An 18,137-nucleotide genomic window follows, 5' to 3' on the forward strand; every position below is an offset into this window, starting at 1 on the left:
ATATGAAAGATTCAAGTAAAAAACTTCAAAATATTTTTATCGTTTGGGGAATAGCGGCAATTTGCTGTTGCCTTTGGGGCAGTGCATTTCCCGTAATTAAAATTGGATATAACCTTTTTAACATCAATTCATCAGATACTGCGTCGATAATTTTGTTTGCAGGTATTCGTTTTATTCTTTCAGGTGTTTTGACAGTTGCAATATTCAGTGCAGTTAATAAAAAATTCGTTAAGCCTAAAAAGACTTCAATCGGCAAAGTTTGTGTTTTGGCACTGTTCCAAACAGTTTTGCAATATTTGTTTTTCTATATCGGACTTGCCCACACAACAGGAGTGAAGTCAAGCATCATTGACGGTTCAAGCACATTTTTTGCAATATTCATTTCTGTTTTTATTTTTAAGCAGGAAAAGTTTACCGTGTCAAAAATCATTGGCAGTTTGCTTGGCTTTTCAGGTGTTGTGCTTGCAGGAATTTCGGGAAGTAGACAAGGAGTTTCGTTTCAGTTTGGCGACATTATGCTCTTGATTTCGGCAATTTCATATTCTTGCTCATCTGTTTTTATGAAGAAATACAGCAATGATGATGAACCGGCTGTGCTTTCAGGCTATCAATTTGTGCTTGGCGGTGCAGTTATGACGGTTGTCGGCTTGGTTATGGGCGGAAAAGTGTCAACCGATAGTATAAAAGGTGTTCTTGTTCTTTTATATCTTGGATTCATTTCCGCAATTGCTTATTCACTTTGGGGACTTTTGCTCAAATATAACGATGTTTCAAGAGTGACTGTTTGCGGCTCTATGACCCCTATTTTCGGCTTTACTCTTTCGTATCTTCTCCTTGGTGAAGATAACGGCAAGTTAGTTTATAAACTTATCGGTTTGCTTTGTGTTGTAGGCGGAATGGTTATCGTTAATCTTAAATTTAATAAAAATAAAAAAGAAAAATCGTTGTGAATCACAGCGATTTTTCTTTATGTTATAAGTATTTTTGATATTCTTCAACAGCCAATTTGTCGCATATTTCGTTGTATTTGTGACCGTTATGACCCTTGACCCAAACAAATTCGACTTCGTGAATGTCAAGCTGTTTTAGCATTTCTTCCCACAAATCCACATTGAGTGCAGGCTTTTTGTCAGATTTTTTCCAATTGTTCTTTTTCCAAGAATAAACCCAACCTTTGTTTATTGCATCGCAAACATATTTGCTGTCTGTTGTGAGGGTAACCTTGCACGGCTCTTTGAGTGCTTTTAGCGCTTCAATAACAGCAGTCATTTCCATACGGTTGTTGGTTGTGTTTTTATCACTGCCGGAAAGCTGTTTTTCATTTTCCTTGTAAACGAGCACTGCGCCCCATCCTCCCGGTCCGGGATTTCCGCTGCACGCACCGTCTGTATAAATGTTTATTTCTTTCATTTTTATCACCGAGGTATATTTTATCATTAATTTTGATAATAATCAATATGGATTATATTTTAATATTCCTTGACAACAGCGTTATAATAATTTAAAATATATTTAATTGTTTATGTACGGAAAAAATATATTTAAGGAGGATTTTTATTTAATGACAAATCAAAAAAAGGTGCTGACAGGTGACGAAAGAAAACGGAATTCTAAGCGTCGCTATTACACAAAAAAGAGAGCACCGAAGAAAGCGGCATCTCTCCCGCCTGTTGAGCAGGAGAAAGTACGCATTTCTTTTTTAGGCGGTATGAATGAAATCGGAAAGAATATGACGCTTTACGAATATAAAAGCGATATGTTCATTGTTGACTGCGGTCTTGCGTTTCCAACAGCAGAACTTCCTGGTGTTGATCTTGTTATTCCTGATTTTACTCATGTAATCAATAACCAAGAAAGAATAAGAGGCATAATTGTAACTCACGGACACGAGGACCATATCGGCGGTCTTGCATATCTTTTGAAGCAGGTTAATATTCCTGTTTATGCAACAAAACTCACAATCGGTCTTATCAAAGGTAAACTTGAGGAACACGGACTTCTTAACAAGGTTAAACTCGTTGAGATTAAGCCGAGAGATAATATTACACTCGGTTCGTTTAATATTGAATTAATCCATGTAAACCACTCAATTCCTGACGCAGTCGGTCTCGCAATCAGATGTCCTGCCGGAATTATCATTCAAACAGGCGACTTTAAGATTGACACAACTCCTGTTGATGGTGATATGATTGACCTACCTCGTTTTGCAGAATACGGCAAAAAAGGCGTTCTTGCGCTTCTTTCGGATTCAACCAATGCAGAGCGTCCGGGCTGTACTATGAGCGAAAAGAATGTCGGCGAAAGTTTTGAACTTCTTTTCCGCAAAGCAAAGAACAAGAGAATTATCGTTGCAACCTTTGCTTCGAACATTCACAGAGTTCAGCAGATTATTGATGTTGCAAATGCAAGAGGCAGAAAAGTTGCCGTTATAGGCAGAAGCCTTGAAAATCTTGTTAAGGTCGGCGAGGAATTAGGCTACCTCAATGTGCCAAAGAATATTCTTATCCCAATTGACACCATCAAAAATTATCCTGACGATAAACTTGTTATTATCACAACAGGTTCACAGGGCGAGCCTATGTCTGCTTTGACAAAAATGGCTTTCGGTGAACATAGGAAGGTCACAATTACTCCCAACGACTATGTTATTATTTCTGCAACCCCAATTCCGGGCAATGAAAAAATGGTAGGTGGCGTTGTGAATGCTCTTATGAAGCGTGGTGTAGAGGTTATCTATGAAAAGATGTATGAAGTTCACGCATCGGGTCACGCTTGTCAAGAAGATTTGAAATTGATGATAGGACTTGTAAAGCCTAAATATTTCATCCCTGTTCACGGTGAGCAAAAGCATTTGATGAAGCATGCACAGCTTGCCGGTGCAATGGGCATTGACGAAAAGAATATTTATATTGCAGAAATCGGCGAAACTATTGAATTGACCGATTCGTATATTAAAAAAGTCGGCACTGTTCCGTCAGGCGATGTTTATGTTGACGGTCTTGGTGTAGGTGATGTCGGAAATGTCGTTCTCAACGACCGTAAACGACTTTCGCAGGATGGTTTGATTATCGTTGTTGCAACTATTGATGCACACGGCGGTTATGTTGTTTCAGGTCCTGACATTGTTTCTCGTGGATTTGTTTATGTAAAAGATAATGAGGAACTTATGAATGCTGCCCGCGACCTTGCTTGCAGAGTTATTGATGAGCAGTACGACAGCAAGTATCACGACTGGAATTCGGTTAAAACAAAGGTGCGTGACGAAATTTCTCGTCTTATGTATGAAAAAACAAAGCGCTCACCTATGATACTTCCAATTTTTATGGAAATATAAAGGAGAATTGATATGAAAGTAATTTTAAAGGCAGATGTAAAATCACTCGGTAAAAAAGGTGATTTGGTAAATGCAAGTGACGGATACGCAAGAAACTTTCTTTTACCAAAGGGTCTTGCTGTTGAAGCAAATGCAACTGCAATGAATGAATTTAACAACAAAGAGCAGTCAAAGAAATTCCACAAGGCAGAGGAAATCAAGGCTGCTGAAGAAGTTAAGGCTCAAATTGACGGCAAAACTTTTGCTCTCAAGGCAAAGGCAGGAGCAAACGGCAAACTTTTCGGTTCTGTAACCGCAAAGGATGTTGCCGCTAAAATCAAAGAAGAAATGAATATTGATATTGATAAGAGAAAAATCTCAATGACAGACATCAAGGCTTTTGGCACAGTTAAAGCCGAAGTTAAGGTTTATCAGGGCGTTGTTGCAACAATCAGCGTTCAAGTTACGGAATTATAATTTATAGGGTAATTTAAAATGGCAGAATTAAATGTTACATTACCATATAATCTCGAAGCGGAGCAAAGTGTTCTCGGCAGTATTTTGATTGACAATAAGTGTATGGCTGATGCAAACCTTTATTTGCGTGCGGATTATTTCTATCTTCCACAGCATAAGGCTATATTCAGCGCAATGGACTATCAGTTCATGAATAACGGCGGTGCTATTGACCCTGTTATTATTGCCGATGCTCTTACAAAAGACGGCACATATGATTTGGCAGGCGGTAAAGAATATCTTATGCAACTTGCAAATGTCGTTCCGTCAACCGCTAATATAGAAAAATACGCCAAAATTGTTCAAGAACAGTACTATTTGCGTAATCTTATTCAGGTTTCGCAGAGTATTATTGAAGATGCAACAAGTGGTGCCGGTACTGCAAACAATATTCTTGACAGTGCGGAACAAAGAATTTATGACATCCGTGAGGGCAAAATAGGTAAAGGTCCTGAAAAAATCGCTGATGTCATTATGAATAAGGTCTATCCTGAACTTAAAAACAGAACAGGCGAAAACAAGGACGATTATCTTGGTATTTCAACAGGATTCGGCTTGCTTGATAAGTACATTACAGGTCTTAATAAATCCGACTTCATTCTTATCGGTGCCCGTCCTGCTATGGGTAAAACTTCGTTTGCTCTTAACCTTGCACAGAATATCACTATGGGTGCAAGAAAGCGTTGCGTTTTCTTCTCACTTGAAATGACAAAGGAACAGCTTGCAGAAAGATTGCTCGCTTCTCAAGCAGGTATTGAATCGCAAAAGTTCAGAACAGGTGAACTTTCAAATGATGAGTGGATAAGACTCGGTAACGCACTTTCGGCATTCCACGATGTTGAACTATATCTTGATGATACAGCGGCAATTACTGTTCCCGAAATAAAATCTATCGTTCGTCGTCTTAAACATGTTGATTGTGTTTTGATTGACTACCTTGGACTTATTCAGTCTGCCGTACATAAGGAAAACCGTGTACAAGAGGTGTCCGAAATCACAAGAAACCTCAAAATGATGGCAAAGGATTTGAACATTCCTGTTATCTGCTGTGCACAGCTTTCCCGTGGTACAGAAGGCAGAGGCAAAACACATACACCGCAGTTATCGGACCTTCGTGAATCGGGCTCTATCGAGCAGGATGCTGATATTGTTATGTTCCTGTATCGTCCCGATTATTACAGAAACGAACTTTCCGAAGAAGAGCGTGATGAGGTTGATGAAAATCTTACAGAGCTTATTGTAGCCAAAAACCGTCATGGCGGTGTCGGCACAATTCAGCTAACCTTTGATAAGGAGTTCACAAGATTTAGAAGTATAGACAATGTTAGAGATTACAGCCAAAGCTGATTTGCTTGTTAAAAAATATAATATGCTGTCACACGGCGATTTTGTTGTTGTCGGTGTTTCGGGCGGTCCTGATTCAATGGCACTTTTATGCTATCTTCTTTCAAAAAGGGAAGAACTTGATTTGCGTATTTTGGTTGCAAATGTCGAGCACGGCATAAGGGGTAAAGAATCTGTTGCAGACACAGAGTTTGTAAAGCAATTTTGCAAAAGCAAAGATGTTGAATTCGCAACAATTTCTATAAACGCTGTTGATGAAGCAAAGCAAAATTCATTGGGTGTTGAGGAATATTCAAGAATTAAAAGATATGAATTCTTCAATTCGTTTAATCCCGATAAAATCGCAACTGCACATAATCTTTCCGATAATGTCGAAACCGTGCTTTTTCGTATGTCGAGAGGCACTTCGGCAAAGGGCTTGTGCGGTATCCCGCCTGTAAGAGATAATATTATCCGACCGCTTCTTACCTGTACGGGTGAAGAAATCAGACAGGCTTGTAAAAACAGCGGTATTCCTTTTAGAACCGACAGCACAAATTTTGATGATGCTTACAGTCGGAATCACATCAGGCAAAACATTGTTCCTCTTTTCAAGAGGCTCAATCCGTCTTTTGAAACAACGGTTTCAAGAATGATTGAAAGCATAAACGAGGATGAAAGTTTTATTAAATCCGTGGTTGATGATTGCTATGAACAGTGCTTTGATAACAGCTCTTTGAATACTTCGTTGCTCAATTCTTATGATGTTGCTGTTGCAAAGCGAGTTGTTATCAAATATTTGTCTTCATACGGTGTGGCTGTTGATGATTATCATCTTGGCGGAATTGTTGAATTAATCAAGTCAAACGGCAAGTTCCAAATCGCAAACGACAATTTTGTTGTTTGCGAAAAGGGAAGATTGCGATATGCAAAAATGAACCAAACCGTTGATTTTGACAATCTGTTTGTGAATAAACAAATAATAACTAACGAGGAATTTTTAACTAACTGTAAATTATGGCGTGAAAAATTTGACTTCTTTTGCGACTGTGATAAAATAAGTGGTAATATTTATGTTAGAGGCAGAACGGAAAATGACAAAATTTCACCTGCCGGCAGAGGATGCACAAAGACACTTAAAAAGCTTTTCAATGAGCTTGGCATAAATATTGAAAAAAGAGCCTGTGTTCCGATTATATGCGATGATAAAGGCATTGTTGGAGTTTACGGCTATTGTGTTGACGAAAGGGTAAAGCCTGATTCGTCAACAAAAAATATTCTTCTTTTAAAGATTCTTTTGGAGGACAAAATTTAATGCGAAAAAATCTTTCTCAAAATTGGAAATCAATAATATTTTATATTTTGATTCCGATTATGCTCATCGGTGCAATATTTTTGTTTTCTGGTCAAAACAGAAATGCTGTCACAACAAATTACAGCGAAATTGTAAATTTGTTCCGCACCGATAAGGTAAGTGAGTATGAACTTGATTTGAGTTCGGGTCAGTTGACCTATACACTCACTACCGACAAAAAAGGAACTATCAACAAATATACAGTTCCGAGTGTGTCATATTTTCTTGATGACATTAGCGACTATGTTAAAGATTACAATGACGCTCATCCTGATAAGCCTATAACTTATAACTACAAAAAAGGCTCAACCAATACTTGGTGGATGAGTATGTTGCCTACTTTTATCTTTACGATTATTATCGTGCTGATGTTTGTATGGCTTATGAGGAAAATGACAGGCTCAATTTCGAGCGAAACCAATCGGACTTTGGGCTTTGGCAAGATAAAATCAAAAACACAGTCGGGCGAGGAATCCGACAAAAAGTTTGAAGATGTTGCAGGCTGTGAAGAGGAAAAAGCAGAACTTGAAGAACTTGTTGATTTCCTTAAAAACAGCGAAAAATATACCGAACTTGGTGCAAGAATTCCTAAAGGCGTGCTTCTTGTAGGCCCTCCGGGCACAGGTAAAACCTTGCTTGCAAAGGCTGTTGCAGGCGAAGCAGGTGCACCTTTCTTGAGTATTTCGGGCTCTGACTTTGTTGAAATGTATGTCGGTGTCGGTGCGTCTCGTGTTCGTGACTTGTTTGAACAAGCAAAGAAAAAAGCACCTTGCATCGTGTTTATTGATGAAATTGATGCAGTAGGTCGTCATCGTGGCACAGGTATGGGCGGCGGTAACGACGAAAGAGAGCAAACCCTTAACCAACTTCTTGTTGAGATGGACGGCTTTGGCTCAAATTCAGGCGTTATTGTTATTGCGGCTACAAACAGACCTGATGTTCTTGACCCTGCACTTCTCCGTCCGGGCAGATTTGACAGACAGATTACCGTTAACCGTCCTGATGCACAGGGCAGAGAGGATATTCTTAAGGTTCACTCAAAGGGAAAGCCTCTTGCTCCCGATGTTGATTTGCACGAAATTGCAAAGGATACAATCGGATTTACAGGTGCAGACCTTGAAAATCTTATGAACGAAGCCGCACTTCTTGCTGTAAGAAGAAAGAAAAAGGCTATCACTCTTCAAGATATTATTGATGCCACATCAAGGGTTGAACTCGGCACAGAAAAGAAATCTCACAAGTTTTCAGAAAAAGCAAAGAAACTCACTGCTTTCCACGAAGCAGGTCACGCTGTTGCATCTTTCTATACAGAAGGTCACGACCCTGTAAGAGAAATCTCGATTGTTCCTCGTGGACTTGGTGCAGGTGGTTACACTTGGTACACTCCGCAGGAAGAAAATTACAATTCCCGCAAGGAAATGCTCGACAATCTTGTTTCAATGTTTGGCGGTCGTGTTGCAGAAGCACTTGCGCTTGATGATATTTCAACAGGTGCATCAAACGATCTTCAGCGTGCAACCGAAATTGTTCGTGATATGGTAATCAAATACGGTATGAGTGAAAATATCGGTCCTGTTGTTTATGACAGCGGTAACGGCGAGGTCTTCCTCGGCAAGGACTACGGCCATGTAAACAATTATTCCGAGGCTACTTCGGCTCGTATTGATGCAGAGGTTGAAAAGATTATGCGTGAAGCATACGAAAAAACCGTTGCAATTCTCAAAGAGCATTATGACAAGCTTGAACTTGTTGCAAACACTCTTCTTGAAAAAGAAAAGATTTCAGGCGAAGTATTTGAGTCTTTGATGAAGTTCGGTACACTCCCGACTTCAGAAGAAACATCTTCAACCGATGATGCTCCTGCAGAAATTGAAACTGTTGCAGAAGCACAAAGTGAAGTGGTTGAAACTGCACAAGCAACTCAAACCGAAAATACGGAAGAATAAACAAAACGGCGTAGCATCGGTTACGCCGTTTTATTTATGCACATTTTAATTATTTATTCTATAAATGATTTGTATTTTTCAAAATAATTGAGCAACTCTTGCTCCGTATTGTATGCAGAAAGAGCGCCGACTTTTGTTACAGCCTTGCCGCCTGTAATGTTGCCGAGGAGTACACATTCTTTGAGCGGCTTGTCATAGAAAAGTCCGTACATAAACCCTGAAAGAAAAGCGTCACCGGCACCTGTTGAATCAACATTTTTGAATTCGTCAATACTCGGTACAAAGAAACTGCCGTTTTCGTCAATTCCGATACAACCGTCTTTGTCAACTTTTACAACAACTTTATCAAAATATTTTGTAAGTGCTTGTGCGGCTTCTTCGGGAGTTGATGTGTTGCTTATCTTTTTTGCTTCTTTTTGGTTTGGTGTGTAATAATCGGCAATTTCAAGATAGTCTGCGTATTTTTCAAAGCTCATATCGTCATCCCATCCCGTATCAAGTACAAGCTTTGTTCCGCCTTCATGAAGTTTTTTATACACATCCAAAAATCCGCCAAGTTGCATCATTGTGATTTTGCTGCCTTTGGCTATTTGAAAAAACTTTTCTTTTGCATTATCGTCAGTTTCAATAGAACCTTTGCCGTATGTAAAAAATGTTCTGTCCTTAGGTAATATAATTGCCGATGTGATATTGAGCGGAATTTTATCGCCCTCATAAAGATTTGTCGGTTCAACGCCGTTTTGTAAAAATTTGTCCTTGGCAAATTCCGAAAAGATGTCAGTTCCGAGTTCCGTAGCGATTTTGGTTTCAATTCCGAGTCTGCCGAGGTTAATAAGTGTAGCCGGTAAACCGCCACCGAGTTGTAAGTCAAAATCCTTGCAGTAAAGTTCTTCACCTACATCCGGTATTCTTTCCATTCCCTGATAGAGCAGGTCAACATTTGTTGCACCCGCACCTGCTATAAAAGCCATAGCGTATCTCCTTCATATGAATAAATTATAATTTAATTATATTGTTTCAAACTTTTTATGTCAACAAATCCGGTGTATAAAAATATTTATTTTATTTCTTAATTTTCGGTTGACTATTTTGCCGATTTATTATATAATTAAATTCCGAAAGAGGTGCGATATGACAACACTAATTAAGGGCGCTTTCGTATATATGGGAGCGGGATTTTCAAAACTTGATGTTCTGATTACAGATGGTAAAATCAATACCCTTGGTACCTCCATTTCTACAAATGGAGTTGACGCTGTTTTTTTTGCACAGGATAAGTATTTAATTCCGGGTTTCGTGGATGTTCATATACATCTCAGAGAGCCCGGTTTTTCTTATAAAGAGACGATTAGGACAGGCACTCTTGCAGCTGCCAAGGGCGGATATACAGGTGTTTGCCCAATGCCTAATATCAATCCTGTTCCTGACAGTGTCGAGAATATCGGTATTGAACTTGATTTAATCAAAAAAGATGCAGTAATCAACACCTATCCGTTTGCTTCAATTACAAAGGGAAGAAAAGGCAGAGGAGAGCTTGTTGATTTTGATGCGTTAAAGGAACTTGCCGTTGGCTTTAGTGACGACGGAACAGGCGTTCAGGATGAGCAGGATATGAGGCTTGCAATGGAGCAATGTGCAAAAATCGGCAAGGTTATTTCAGCCCATTGTGAGGTTAATGATTTGCTTCACGGCGGATATATTCACGATGGTGAATATTGCAAGGCTCACGGACATAAGGGCATTTGCTCCGCTTCGGAATATGAGCAGATTGAACGAGATTGCAATCTTGCAGAAGAAACAGGCGTTCGCTATCATGTTTGCCATATTTCAACCAAAGAAAGCGTTGATATAATCCGTAAAGCAAAGGCACGAGGAGTTAATGTCACCTGCGAAACAGGACCGCATTATCTCACGATGTGCGACAAGGACTTGCAAGAGGACGGAAGATTTAAGATGAATCCTCCGCTTCGCAGCGAAGAAGATAAACAAGCGTTGCTTAAAGGAATTCTTGACGGCACTATTGATGTTATAGCAACCGACCATGCACCGCATTCGGCTGAAGAAAAGTCAAAAGGACTTGCAGGTTCGGCAATGGGCGTTGTCGGTCTTGAAACTTCGTTTGCAGTTCTTTATACAAAACTTGTAAAATCCGGCTTTATCACTCTTGAAAAGCTCATTGAGCTTATGAGTGTTAATCCGAGAAAAATATTTGATTTGCCGGGTGGCGAAATCAAGGAGGGCGAGGTTGCCGATTTGGCATTGCTCGATCTTGATGCAAAATGGAGTGTTGACCCTGATGACTTTTTGTCTATGGGCAGAGCAACTCCGTTTGAAGGTTGGCAACTTCAAGGTAAAAATATAATGACAATGTGTGGAGGGAAAGTAGTTTATGAAGCCTTATGATAAAAAAATAATTCTTGAAAACGGTATGGAATTTTATGGATATGGCTTTGGCTCAAATAAGCAAGCTATAAACGAAATCGTTTTCAATACTTCTATGGTCGGTTATCAGGAAATTATTTCCGACCCGTCATACACTGATCAAATGGTTTGTATGACATATCCTCTTATCGGCAACTATGGTATGACCGATGATGACTACGAAACAAGAATCCCGACTATGGGCGGTTTGATTGTCAGAGAGTACAACGATTTGCCATCAAACTTCAGATATACCAAAACACTTTCGGAAGTTCTTGATGAATATGACATTCCGGGTATCAGCGGTGTTGACACAAGAATGATTACCCGTATTATCCGCAACGAGGGTAGCCAAAAGGTTATGATTTGCGATGCCGATAAACCATATGATGAGGCGTATGCAGAGCTTAAGGCATATGTTATTCCAACCGATATGGTTTCAAGAGTTTCTTGCAAAAAGCGTTGGTATTCACGCACACCAAATCATAAATATGATGTTGTTGCAATCGACTGCGGTATCAAACTCAATATCGTCAGAAAACTTAATGAAAAAGGATGCAATGTAACAGTTGTTCCGTTTGACACTCCTGCAGAGGAAATTCTCAAACTTCGTCCGGACGGATTGTTTCTTTCAAACGGTCCCGGTGACCCTGAATATGTACAACCTGTTATCAATCTTGTAAGAGAACTTCACGGCAAACTTCCAATCTTTGGTATTTGCCTTGGACACCAAATGATTTCTCTTGCTCTCGGAGCAAAGACTTTCAAAATGAAGTTTGGCCACAGAGGCGGAAATCATCCTGTTGTTAATCTTGAAACAGGCAAGATTGAAATTACATCACAAAACCATTCATATGCTGTTGATGTTGACAGCCTTGAAAACACACCGCTTACATTGACACATAAAAATTTGCTTGATAATACAGCAGAGGGTGTTGAATCAAAGGACGACAAGTTGTTCTCTGTTCAGTATCACCCTGAATCTGCACCGGGTCCACAGGACAGTGCATATTTGTTTGACAAATTTATTGATTTAATGGCAAAGGAGGCTGAATAATATGCCAAAGCGTACAGATATACATAAGGTATTGGTAATAGGTTCAGGTCCTATTGTTATCGGACAAGCTGCCGAATTTGACTATTCGGGCACACAGGCTTGCCTTGCACTTCGTGAAGAGGGCTACGAGGTTGTGCTCATCAACTCAAACCCTGCAACAATTATGACCGACACCGATATTGCCGACAAGGTTTATATGGAGCCTCTCAATCTTGAATATGTTGCAAGAATTATCCGTCACGAAAGACCGGATGCAATTCTTCCGTCGCTCGGCGGTCAAACAGGTCTTAATCTTGCCGTTCAGCTTGCTAAAAAGGGTGTTCTTCAAGAATGTGATGTAGAAATTCTCGGTACAAGTTTTGAAGCTATTGAAAGAGCAGAGGACAGAGAATTGTTCAAGGACTTGTGCGAAAGCCTTGGCGAACCTGTTCTTCCGTCAGAAATTGCAAACACTCTTGAGGAGGGCTTGCAGGCAGCTCGTGATATCGGATATCCTGTTGTTCTTCGTCCTGCGTTTACCCTTGGCGGTACAGGTGGTGGCTTTGCCGATGATGAGAAAGAATGTGAACTTATGCTTAAAAATGCACTTGCACTTTCTCCTGTTCATCAGGTTCTTGTTGAAAAGTCAATCAAGGGCTACAAGGAAATTGAGTATGAAGTAATGCGTGATGCAAACGACACTGCTATCACAATTTGTAATATGGAAAACATTGACCCTGTCGGTATTCACACAGGCGACAGTGTTGTTGTTGCTCCGTCACAAACACTCACCAACAAAGAGTATCATATGCTTCGTGACAGTGCACTCAAAATTATCAGAGAACTTAAAATTGAGGGCGGTTGCAATGTTCAGTTTGCACTTGACCCGCTTTCGTTCCAATATTATTTGATTGAAGTTAACCCAAGAGTTTCCCGTTCTTCAGCACTTGCATCAAAGGCATCCGGCTATCCTATTGCAAGAGTTTCTGCAAAAATTTCAGTCGGTATGCACCTTGATGAAATTCAAATCGCTAACACTCCTGCATCATTTGAGCCTACTCTTGATTATGTTGTAACCAAGATTGCTCGCTTCCCGTTTGATAAGTTTGCTGATGCAAATAACTCACTCAACACTCAAATGAAGGCAACCGGTGAAGTAATGGCTATCGGCAGAACAATGGAGGAATCACTCCTCAAAGCTATTCGTTCACTCGAAACAGGTGTTTGCCATCTTTATAACAAAAAGTTTGATTCATATACAGCTGACGAACTTTTGGAATATATCAAAATCGGCACAGATGATAGACTTTTTGCAATTGCTCAACTTATCCGTCTTGGCGTTGACCTTAATATGATTTATAACGACACCAAAATTGATATGTTCTTCCTTGATAAGTTCAAGAACATTACAGATTTTGAACAGACCCTTAAGAGCAATGTCGGTGATGTTGAAACTCTTAAGGATGCAAAGAAGATGGGCGTTTCCGATAAATATATCGGTCAGGTTTGGGGTATGACAGAAGCCGAAGTATTTAATCTTCGTAAGGCTAACAAAATTTTCCCTGTATACAAAATGATTGATACCTGTGCATCGGAGTTCGACAGCTATGTTCCGTATTTCTACTCAACATATGAGCAGGAGAATGAGTCCGTTGTCAGCGACAAAAAGAAGATTATCGTTCTCGGTTCGGGTCCTATCCGTATCGGTCAGGGTGTAGAATTTGACTACTCAACCGTTCACGCAATTTGGTCAATCAGAGATGCAGGTTATGAGGCTATTATTATCAATAACAATCCTGAAACTGTTTCAACCGACTATACAACATCAGACAAACTCTATTTTGAGCCACTCACAGTTGAAGATGTTATGAATGTTATCGAGCTTGAAAAGCCACTCGGAATCGTTGTTTCTCTCGGCGGACAGACGGCTATTAACCTTGCTCCACCGCTTGACGCTCTCGGTGTTCCGATTATCGGCACAGATGTTGAAGCAATCGACAGAGCAGAAAACAGAGATTCGTTTGAAAAGGTTATGAACGACCTCGGTATTCCTCAACCAAAGGGTGAGGCGGTTACAGATATTGAAGAGGGAGTAAGAGTTGCCGAAAAGATTGGCTATCCTGTTCTTGTTCGTCCGTCATTCGTTCTTGGCGGTCGTGCAATGCAAATCGTTGCAAATGAAGAATCACTTCGTCATTATCTCCAAACTGCTGTAGAAATCAATACAGAACAGCCTGTGCTTGTTGACAAGTACATTATGGGTAGGGAACTCGAAATTGATGCTATCTGTGATGGTGAGGATGTATTCATTCCGGGCATTATGGAGCATGTTGAGAGAACAGGCGTTCACTCAGGCGACAGTATTTCAGTTTACCCAACATTTACAGCAAGCCAAAAGGTTAAAGATACAATTATTGACTATACCGTTAAACTCGGCAAGGCAATCGGTATTGTCGGACTTTATAATATTCAGTTTATCGCTGATGAAAACGATGATGTATTTGTAATCGAGGTTAACCCTCGTTCATCTCGTACAGTTCCGTTCCTTTCAAAGGCAACAAGCGTACCTATGGCTCACATTGCCACACAGGTTATACTTGGTCACAGCCTTAAAGAGCAGGGCTACACAAATGTTTATCAGCCTGAAAAGAAGCGTTGGTATGTTAAGGCTCCTGCTTTCTCATTCAGCAAACTTAAGGGTATGGACACATATCTTTCACCTGAAATGAAGTCAACAGGTGAAGCAATCGGTTATGATAAGTCGCTTACAAGAGCACTTTATAAGGCTATTCAGGCTTCAGGAATGAATGTTGCAAACTACGGTACAGTTTTGGTAACAATTGCTGACCAAGACAAACCGGCAGCTTTGCCACTCATCAAGAGATTTTACGACCTTGGTTTCAATATTGAAGCAACAGAAGGTACTGCAAAGTATCTTAAGGAGCACGGTATCAGAACAAGAGTTCGTCAAAAGCTCACCGCAGACGAAAGTGATGAAATTCTTAAGGCTCTCCGTCAGGGACATATTGCATATGTTATCAACACAATTGATATCAATGCAGGCGATAGCCATTCAGACGGTTCTGAAATCAGAAGAGCAGCAGTAGACAACAATGTAACAATGTTTACTTCTCTTGATACTGTAAAGGTTCTTCTTGATGTACTTGAAGAAATTACACTCGGCGTATCAACTATTGACGCAGAATAAAGGATTATTTATGTATAAGCAGAATAAATATAAAATTTTATCAAATGATGCTTTGACAGAGAATATATGCAAAATGGTTCTCGGCGGTGATACTCAATATATCACTGCTCCGGGACAGTTCATCAACATTCAGCTTGACGGCAAATTCTTGCGCAGACCTATTTCTGTTTGTGATTATAGCGATGATACAATCACAATTATCTATAAGGTTGTAGGCGAGGGAACAGAGCAAATGAAAAACCTTGCTGTTGGTGAAGTGCTTGATGTTCTCACAGGGCTTGGCAACGGTTATGATATTTCAAAGTCAAAAAAGCCGCTTCTTATAGGTGGCGGAGTTGGTGTTCCGCCTATGTACAATCTTGCAAAAGCATTGATTAATGACGGTCAAAAAGTGTCTGTCGTTTTGGGCTTTAACACTGCAAAAGAGATTTTTTATGAAGACGAATTCAAGGCTCTCGGCTGTGATGTTTTTGTTACAACTGTTGACGGTTCTTATGGTATTAAAGGCTTTGTTACCGACGCAATGAAAGATATAGATTACGATTATTTCTATACTTGCGGTCCGCTTCCGATGTTTAAGGCAATTTACAATGCAACCGAAACTTCGGGTCAGTTTAGCTTCGAAGAGCGTATGGGTTGTGGCTTCGGTGCTTGTATGGGTTGCTCATGCAAAACAAAGTATGGCAATAAGCGAATTTGTAAGGATGGTCCTGTTCTTGTTAAGGAGGAGATTATATGGTAGATTTATCGGTTAACCTTGCAGGAATGGAAATGGATAATCCTGTTGTTCCGGCATCGGGAACATTCGGTTTCGGCAACGAGTTCAAAGATTTTTACGATATTAATATTCTCGGTTCATTCTCATTTAAGGGAACAACAAAGGATGCACGATTTGGAAATCCTACTCCAAGAATTGCAGAATGTAAAAATGGAATGATTAACGCTGTCGGTCTTCAAAATCCGGGTGTTCATCATGTTATTGAGTACGAACTTCCTGAAATGAAAAAATACTTCCACAAGCCTGTTATAGCAAATGTTTCGGGTTTCAGCGTGGAAGATTATGCATATACATGTGAGCTTCTCGACAAAGAAGAGCAGGTCGGTATTTTAGAGGTCAATGTTTCTTGCCCTAATGTTCACGGCGGAGGAATGTCGTTTGGCACATCTCCTGAAGCTGCGGCAGAGGTTACAAAGGCGGTTAAAGCAGTTACAACAAAGCCTGTATTTATCAAACTTTCACCAAATGTAACAGACATTGTTTCAATTGCAAAGGCTTGCGAGGAAGCAGGTGCAGACGGCATTTGCCTTATCAACACTATGCTTGGTATGAGAGTTGATATCAAACGCAGACAACCTGTTATCGCTAACACAATGGGCGGTTTCAGCGGTGACGCAATTTTTCCTGTTGCGGTCAGAATGGTTTATCAGGTTTCAAAGGCTTGCAATGTTCCGGTTATGGGATGTGGCGGTGTCAGCACTGCAAAGGATGTCATCGAGATGATGATGGCCGGTGCAACCGCTGTTCAGGTCGGTGCTGCAAATCTTGTCAATCCGTATGCTTGCAAGGATATTATTGAAGCATTGCCGATTGAATGTGAAAAATTAGGAATTAATAAATTAAGTGATATTATAGGAGTGGTTGATTAATGGGAAAAGATGTTATTATCGCTTGCGACTTTGCAAGTGCAAAAGATACCTTTGATTTTCTTGACAAATTCACAGAAGAAAAGACTTTTGTAAAAATCGGTATGGAACTTTTCTATGCCGAAGGTCCTGAAATTGTCAGAGAAATTAAGCGCAGAGGCCATAAGATTTTTCTTGATTTAAAGCTTCACGATATTCCAAATACAGTAAAAAAATCAATGGCTGTTTTGTCAAAACTTGATGTTGATATGACAAATCTTCACGCTGCAGGCACAATTGATATGATGAAAGCCGCTCTTGAGGGTCTTACTCGTGAGGATGGTACTCGTCCTATTTTGATTGCCGTAACACAGCTTACTTCAACAAGTGAGGAGCGTATGCAAAACGAACTTCTCATCAATGCGTCAATCAATGACACAATCGTAAAATATGCACAAAATGCCAAGGAGGCAGGTCTTGACGGTGTTGTTTGTTCACCGCTTGAGGCAGGAATGGTTAAGGATGCTTGCTCATCTGATTTCATCACCGTAACTCCGGGCGTTAGATTTGCCGACGGTGAAGTTGGCGACCAAGTTCGTGTTACAACACCTGAAAAGGCAAAGGAAATCGGTTCTGACTATATCGTTGTGGGAAGACCTATTACTCAGGCAGATGACCCTGTTTCAGCATACAGAAGATGCTGTGCTGAATTTATTGGCTAATATATTTAGGAGGGCATTATGGAAAGCTACAAAAGAGAATTTATTCAGTTTTTGGAAAGTGCCGGTGTGTTGAAATTCGGTGATTTTACAGCAAAAAGCGGCAGAAAAATCCCGTATTTTATCAATGCAGGCGAAATTAAAACAGGCGAGCAGATTTCAAAACTCGGCGAGTTTTATGCAAAGGCTTATTTTGATAAAGTAGGCAACAAAAAAACTGTTCTTTACGGTCCGGCATATAAAGGTATTCCGATTGCGGTTTCGGTTGCTGTTGCTCTTGCAAAGCAAGGACTTGATGTTCCGTTCTTTTTCAACAGAAAAGAAGAAAAGGATCACGGCGAGGGCGGTGTGTTTGTTGGATACAAGCCACAATTAGGTGAAGAAATCGTTATCGTTGAGGATGTTGTAACTGCCGGTACTGCCATCAGAGAAAGTATGGCTATTCTCTCAAAGATTGAGGGCACAAAGGTTGCCGCAACTTTCGTTATGGTTGACCGCAAGGAAAAAGGTCAAACCGACAAATCTGCAATCGCAGAGGTCGGAGAAGAATATGGCTTCCCTGTATACAGCGTTGTTGATGTTTATGATATTATCGAATATCTTGAAGAAGATGAAAAGAATGCCGAGAATGTTGCAAGAATTAAGGCATATCTTGAAATCAACGGTGCAAAGGCATAA

The 18,137-nt window shown here is 40.1% G+C and carries 15 protein-coding genes; 13 read left to right on the forward strand and 2 right to left on the reverse strand.

Annotated features, from left to right (window positions below; genetic code table 11):
- The first annotated feature begins 2 nt into the window (after positions 1–2).
- On the forward strand, positions 3–950 hold the full coding sequence (locus B5D29_RS03310) for a DMT family transporter (RefSeq protein ID WP_078768157.1): 948 nt from the start codon (positions 3–5) through the stop codon (positions 948–950).
- Between the two features lie 22 nt (positions 951–972).
- Here B5D29_RS03310 and rnhA read toward each other — a convergent pair whose 3' ends face one another.
- Positions 973–1,410, reverse strand: coding sequence for a ribonuclease HI (rnhA, locus tag B5D29_RS03315; RefSeq protein ID WP_078768158.1), 438 nt, complete (start codon positions 1,408–1,410; stop codon positions 973–975).
- Between the two features lie 151 nt (positions 1,411–1,561).
- Here rnhA and B5D29_RS03320 point away from each other — a divergent pair, with 151 nt between their 5' ends.
- From B5D29_RS03320 to ftsH, 5 genes are read left to right on the forward strand one after another with little or no spacing between them, the layout of a single operon-like run.
- Entirely contained in the window at positions 1,562–3,334 is a 1,773-nt protein-coding gene (locus B5D29_RS03320; RefSeq protein ID WP_242941734.1) for a ribonuclease J, read from the forward strand.
- 12 nt (positions 3,335–3,346) lie between these two features.
- Positions 3,347–3,790, forward strand: a complete 444-nt coding sequence (rplI, locus tag B5D29_RS03325) for a 50S ribosomal protein L9 (protein WP_078768160.1) — start codon at positions 3,347–3,349, stop codon at positions 3,788–3,790.
- An 18-nt stretch (positions 3,791–3,808) separates the two neighbouring features.
- Positions 3,809–5,176 (forward strand): replicative DNA helicase, encoded by a 1,368-nt coding sequence (dnaB, locus tag B5D29_RS03330; RefSeq protein ID WP_078768161.1) that lies wholly within the window; start codon positions 3,809–3,811, stop codon positions 5,174–5,176.
- A complete protein-coding gene (tilS, locus tag B5D29_RS03335) occupies positions 5,151–6,467 on the forward strand; it encodes a tRNA lysidine(34) synthetase TilS (RefSeq protein WP_078768162.1) in 1,317 nt (438 codons plus the stop codon). Before dnaB ends, tilS begins: the two co-directional genes overlap by 26 nt.
- Positions 6,467–8,452 carry an ATP-dependent zinc metalloprotease FtsH gene (gene ftsH, locus B5D29_RS03340; RefSeq protein WP_078768163.1) on the forward strand — a complete coding sequence of 662 codons (1,986 nt, stop codon included), beginning with the start codon at positions 6,467–6,469 and terminating at the stop codon, positions 8,450–8,452. Before tilS ends, ftsH begins: the two co-directional genes overlap by 1 nt.
- 53 nt (positions 8,453–8,505) lie before the next feature.
- Here ftsH and B5D29_RS03345 read toward each other — a convergent pair whose 3' ends face one another.
- A complete protein-coding gene (locus tag B5D29_RS03345; RefSeq protein WP_078768164.1) occupies positions 8,506–9,423 on the reverse strand; it encodes a carbohydrate kinase family protein in 918 nt (305 codons plus the stop codon).
- 160 nt (positions 9,424–9,583) lie between these two features.
- Between B5D29_RS03345 and B5D29_RS03350 the strand changes: the two genes are divergently transcribed.
- From B5D29_RS03350 to pyrE, 7 genes are read left to right on the forward strand one after another with little or no spacing between them, the layout of a single operon-like run.
- The gene (locus B5D29_RS03350; protein WP_078768165.1) at positions 9,584–10,855 is read left to right on the forward strand and encodes a dihydroorotase; all 1,272 of its coding nucleotides are present in this window, start codon (positions 9,584–9,586) and stop codon (positions 10,853–10,855) included.
- Positions 10,842–11,930 carry a glutamine-hydrolyzing carbamoyl-phosphate synthase small subunit gene (carA, locus tag B5D29_RS03355; RefSeq protein ID WP_078768166.1) on the forward strand — a complete coding sequence of 363 codons (1,089 nt, stop codon included), beginning with the start codon at positions 10,842–10,844 and terminating at the stop codon, positions 11,928–11,930. The genes B5D29_RS03350 and carA overlap by 14 nt, the downstream gene beginning before the upstream one ends.
- A 1-nt stretch (position 11,931) precedes the next feature.
- The gene (gene carB, locus B5D29_RS03360; RefSeq protein ID WP_078768167.1) at positions 11,932–15,117 is read left to right on the forward strand and encodes a carbamoyl-phosphate synthase large subunit; all 3,186 of its coding nucleotides are present in this window, start codon (positions 11,932–11,934) and stop codon (positions 15,115–15,117) included.
- Positions 15,118–15,127: 10 nt separating this feature from the next.
- Positions 15,128–15,859, forward strand: coding sequence for a dihydroorotate dehydrogenase electron transfer subunit (locus tag B5D29_RS03365; RefSeq protein ID WP_078768168.1), 732 nt, complete (start codon positions 15,128–15,130; stop codon positions 15,857–15,859).
- Positions 15,853–16,764, forward strand: a complete 912-nt coding sequence (locus B5D29_RS03370) for a dihydroorotate dehydrogenase (protein ID WP_078768169.1) — start codon at positions 15,853–15,855, stop codon at positions 16,762–16,764. The genes B5D29_RS03365 and B5D29_RS03370 overlap by 7 nt, the downstream gene beginning before the upstream one ends.
- Positions 16,764–17,462: an orotidine-5'-phosphate decarboxylase gene (gene pyrF, locus B5D29_RS03375; RefSeq protein ID WP_078768170.1), complete on the forward strand. Its 699-nt coding sequence runs from the start codon at positions 16,764–16,766 to the stop codon at positions 17,460–17,462. The genes B5D29_RS03370 and pyrF overlap by 1 nt, the downstream gene beginning before the upstream one ends.
- An 18-nt stretch (positions 17,463–17,480) precedes the next feature.
- The gene (pyrE, locus tag B5D29_RS03380) at positions 17,481–18,137 is read left to right on the forward strand and encodes an orotate phosphoribosyltransferase (RefSeq protein WP_078768171.1); all 657 of its coding nucleotides are present in this window, start codon (positions 17,481–17,483) and stop codon (positions 18,135–18,137) included.

The organism is Eubacterium coprostanoligenes (assembly GCF_900167205.1).
GTDB classification, from domain to species: domain Bacteria; phylum Bacillota; class Clostridia; order Oscillospirales; family Acutalibacteraceae; genus Eubacterium_R; species Eubacterium_R coprostanoligenes.